The following is a 5085-nucleotide window of genomic DNA, read 5'->3' on the forward strand; positions in this document are numbered from 1 at the left end:
AAGGCTTGTTTAAAGGTTGGCACCGACCTACTCTCCCACATTTTACTGCAGTACCATCGGCTCTGGCGGGCTTAACTTCTCTGTTCGGAATGGGAAGAGGTGGACACCGCCGATATAGGCACCTGAATATTTTTAGTTAGTAGTGAGGGGTTAAGCGGTGAGTGGTTGTAGAGTTCAATAACTACCCACTCAATCAAGTATTCTCCATTCACTATAACTTGACATATTATTGAAAGAAGTAATTTCGAGAGAAAACAACAGCTTTGTGTTCGGGCAGCGGCAGAGCCGCCACCCTATTTACCTGCTATGAGAAAGCTTCGGATTATTAGTATTACTCGGCTTTGATGTCGCCATCTTTAGACCTGTAACCTATCAACGTAGTAGTCTGCTACGATCCTCAATGGAAGTCTCATCTTGTGGCTAGTTTCGCACTTAGATGCTTTCAGCGCTTATCTATTCCCAACGTAGCTACTCTGCAGTACACCTGGCGGCATAACAGATTCACCAGAGGTTAGTCCAACCCGGTCCTCTCGTACTAAGGTCAGCCCCACTCAAACTTCCAACGCCCACAACAGATAGGGACCGAACTGTCTCGCGACGTTCTGAACCCAGCTCGCGTGCCACTTTAATGAGCGAACAGCTCAACCCTTGGGACCTTCTCCAGCCCCAGGATGTGACGAGCCGACATCGAGGTGCCAAACCTCCCCGTCGATATGAGCTCTTGGGGGAGATCAGCCTGTTATCCCCAGCGTACCTTTTATCCTTTGAGCGATGGCCCTTCCATGCAGAACCACCGGATCACTATATCCGTCTTTCGACCCAGCTCGGCTTGTCTGCCTCACTGTCAAGCAAGCTTATGCTATTGCACTCCGCGTACGGTTACCAAGCGTACTGAGCTTACCTTTGAAAGCCTCCGTTACCTTTTTGGAGGCGACCACCCCAGTCAAACTACCCGCCAAACAATGTCCTCCGCTTTGCAGAGTTAGACACCAAATACAGAAAGGGTGGTATTTCAACGTTGGCTAACTGAATCCTAGCGAATCCAGATCACAGCCTCCCACCTATCCTACACATCCTGTATCCGATATCAATGTTAAGTTGTAGTGAAGGTGCATGGGGTCTTTCCGTCCCGTTGCGGGTAACCGGCGTCTTCACCGATACCACAATTTCACCGAGCTCATGGCTGAGACAGCGCCCAGATCGTTACACCATTCGTGCAGGTCGGAACTTACCCGACAAGGAATTTCGCTACCTTAGGACCGTTATAGTTACGGCCGCCGTTTACCGGGGCTTCGATTCAATGCTTCGCCTTGCGACTAACATCCCCTCTTAACCTTCCGGCACCGGGCAGGTGTCAGGCCATATACGTCATCTTTCGATTTTGCATAGCCATGTGTTTTTGTTAAACAGTCGCCTGGGCCTTTTCACTGCGGCTGATATTGCTACCAGCGCCCCTTCTCCCGAAGTTACAGGGCCATTTTGCCGAGTTCCTTAGCCATGATTCACTCGAGCACCTTAGGATCCTCTCCTCGACTACCTGTGTCGGTTTACGGTACGGGTTTTTATAATCTGAAGCTTAGCAGGTTTTCTTGGAAGCCTGGTTACCTGGGCTATCACCTTACCCGAAGGCTCGGTGTACTATCAGCGTTCAGCAAATCTGGCGTACTTAACTACCAAACCTATACCTACAGCCTTTAACGTGCTATTCCGTCAGCACGCGCCAGTTTCACTACTCCGTCACTGCGTCGCAATTATAAAAAGTACTGGAATATTAACCAGTTGTCCATCGGCTACGCCCTTCGGCTTCACCTTAGGCCCCGACTAACCCTGATCCGATTAGCGTTGATCAGGAAACCTTAGTCTTTCGGTGGGCGGGTTTCTCTCCCGCCTTATCGTTACTTATGCCTACATTTGCTTTTCTAATTCCTCCACAGTCAGTTGTCCTTCCTGCTTCTCCGGCAATTAGAATGCTCCCCTACCAGTACAATTAATTGTAATCCATAGCTTCGGTATAACGCTTAATGCCCGTTTATTATCCATGCCCGGCCGCTCGACTAGTGAGCTGTTACGCACTCTTTAAATGAATGGCTGCTTCCAAGCCAACATCCTAGCTGTCTGTGCAGCCGGACCTCGTTAGTTCAACTTAGCGTTAATTTGGGGACCTTAGCTGATGGTCTGGGTTCTTTCCCTCTCGGCCATGGACCTTAGCACCCATAGCCTCACTGCAATGTATATTATATAGCATTCGGAGTTTGTCTGGATTTGGTAGGATTTGACTCCCCCGCACCCAATCAGTAGCTCTACCTCTATATAACTTTACCATCACGCTGTTCCTAAAAACATTTCGGGGAGTACGAGCTATTTCCCAGTTTGATTAGCCTTTCACCCCTACCCACAAGTCATCCGGAAACTTTTCAACGTTTATCGGTTCGGTCCTCCAGTACCTGTTACGGCACCTTCAACCTGCCCATGGGTAGATCACAAGGTTTCGCGTCTACCTCCTCTGACTATACGCCCTATTCAGACTCGCTTTCGCTTCGGATCCGTGCCTGAAGCACTTAACCTTGCCAGAGAAGAGTAACTCGTAGGCTCATTATGCAAAAGGCACGCCGTCACACTTTACAGTGCTCCGACCGCTTGTAAGTACACGGTTTCAGGTTCTATTTCACTCCCCTGTTCGGGGTTCTTTTCACCTTTCCCTCACGGTACTGGTCCACTATCGGTCTCTCAGGAGTATTTAGCCTTACCGGATGGTGCCGGCAGATTCCCACAAGGCGTCTCCGACCTCGCGGTACTCAGGGTACCACTATCTTACTATTACTTACCCGTACGCAGCTCTCATGCTCTATGGCCGGGTTTCCCACCCCGTTCCGGTTCATTTTAGTAGTCATGTTGTGGCCCTACAACCCCATATATGCCGTAACATATATGGTTTGGGCTTCTTCCATTTCGCTCGCCACTACTCTGGAAATCATTATTATTTTCTCTTCCTCTGCTTACTTAGATGTTTCAGTTCAGCAGGTTTGCGCTATTGCAACTATTCTTCAAATAGTTAGGTTGCCCCATTCGGAAATCCCCGGATTAAATCATATTTGCTAATCCCCGGGGCTTATCGCAGCTTATCACGTCCTTCATCGCCTCTGAGAGCCAAGGCATCCCCCGTGTACCCTTATTTACTTTCTTCTATACTTGTGCTGCTTTTGCTCAGCACTGTATGCTTTTTGATTCGTGTTGCCGTCTTCATGTCATTGCTAACAATCTGAGCCTGCAACAGCCCTCTACTGTTGTTTTCTCTTCAATTTTACTTCTTCCAATATGTCAAAGAACGTTTCTTCAGTTTGCAGTTCCCGGTTCGCAGTGTGCAGCATAAAACTGCTTACTGTTAACTGTATACTGCCTACTGAAAAGCGTGGAGAATAACGGATTCGAACCGTTGATAAATTTATCCTACCCCTAAATGGCAGAACTCCTATACTATTATATAGTATAAAAATTAAGGAATGGATCATGTAGGTAACATGTTATAATAGGATGGTATTAGATAATGCTCCAGAAAGGAGGTATTCCAGCCACACCTTCCGGTACGGCTACCTTGTTACGACTTAGCCCCAGTTACCGGTTTTACCCTAGACGGCTCCTTGCGGTTACCGGCTTCAGGCACCCCCAGCTTCCATGGCTTGACGGGCGGTGTGTACAAGGCCCGGGAACGTATTCACCGCGTCATTGCTGATACGCGATTACTAGCGAATCCAACTTCACGGGGTCGAGTTGCAGACCCCGATCCGAACTGTGAACAGCTTTATGAGATTGGCATCCTGTTGCCAGGTAGCTGCCCTCTGTACTGCCCATTGTAGCACGTGTGTAGCCCCGGACGTAAGGGCCATGATGACTTGACGTCGTCCCCTCCTTCCTCTCTATTTGCATAGGCAGTCTGTTTAGAGTCCCCATCATTACATGCTGGCAACTAAACATAGGGGTTGCGCTCGTTGCGGGACTTAACCCAACACCTCACGGCACGAGCTGACGACAGCCATGCAGCACCTAGTTTCGCGTCCCGAAGGACTGGAGCGTCTCTGCTCCATTCGCTAACTTTCAAGCCCGGGTAAGGTTCCTCGCGTATCATCGAATTAAACCACATGCTCCTCCGCTTGTGCGGGCCCCCGTCAATTCCTTTGAGTTTCACCCTTGCGGGCGTACTCCCCAGGTGGAATACTTAACGCTTTCGCTTAGACGCTGGCCGTATATCGCCAACATCGAGTATTCATCGTTTAGGGCGTGGACTACCAGGGTATCTAATCCTGTTTGATCCCCACGCTTTCGTGCCTCAGCGTCAATCTTAGCTTAGTAAGCTGCCTTCGCAATTGGTGTTCTGTGGCATATCTATGCATTTCACCGCTACTTGCCACATTCCGCCTACCTCAACTACATTCAAGCCCATCAGTATCAAAGGCACTGCGATAGTTAAGCTACCGTCTTTCACCCCTGACTTAATAGGCCGCCTACGCACCCTTTAAACCCAATAAATCCGGATAACGCTCGGATCCTCCGTATTACCGCGGCTGCTGGCACGGAGTTAGCCGATCCTTATTCTTACCGTACATTCAGCTTCGGTCACGACCAAAGGTTTATTCCGGTACAAAAGCAGTTTACAACCCATAGGGCCGTCTTCCTGCACGCGGCATGGCTGGTTCAGGCTTCCGCCCATTGACCAATATTCCTTACTGCTGCCTCCCGTAGGAGTCTGGTCCGTGTCTCAGTACCAGTGTGGGGGGCCATCCTCTCAGATCCCCTAAACATCGTAGCCTTGGTAAGCCATTACCTTACCAACTAGCTAATGTTCCGCATGCCCATCTTAACCCTATAAATATTTGATTATCAAACAATGCTATTCGATAATATTATGCGGTCTTAATCTCTCTTTCGAGAGGCTATCCCCCTGGTTAAGGTAGGTTACATACGTGTTACGCACCCGTGCGCCACTCTCATCAGGAGCAAGCTCCCAAATCCCGTCCGACTTGCATGTATTAGGCCTGCCGCTAGCGTTCATCCTGAGCCAGGATCAAACTCTCCATTGTATAATGTGTT

At 49.2% G+C, this 5085-nt stretch carries 3 rRNA genes; all 3 read right to left on the reverse strand.

The features are described from left to right. Positions 1-14 precede the first annotated feature (14 nt). The 3 genes from rrf to BC343_RS20285 all read right to left on the reverse strand — a co-directional run bounded on the left by rrf (position 15) and on the right by BC343_RS20285 (position 5075). Positions 15-126, reverse strand: a 5S ribosomal RNA gene (gene rrf / locus BC343_RS20275). A 180-nt stretch (positions 127-306) separates the two neighbouring features. Continuing rightward, positions 307-3183, reverse strand: a 23S ribosomal RNA gene (locus tag BC343_RS20280). Between the two features lie 370 nt (positions 3184-3553). After that, positions 3554-5075, reverse strand: a 16S ribosomal RNA gene (locus tag BC343_RS20285). Together the 16S, 23S and 5S rRNA genes form the textbook arrangement of a ribosomal RNA operon. Between the last annotated feature and the right edge of the window lie 10 nt (positions 5076-5085).

The organism is Mucilaginibacter pedocola (assembly GCF_002013915.1).
In the GTDB taxonomy this organism is placed as follows: Bacteria; Bacteroidota; Bacteroidia; order Sphingobacteriales; family Sphingobacteriaceae; genus Mucilaginibacter; species Mucilaginibacter pedocola.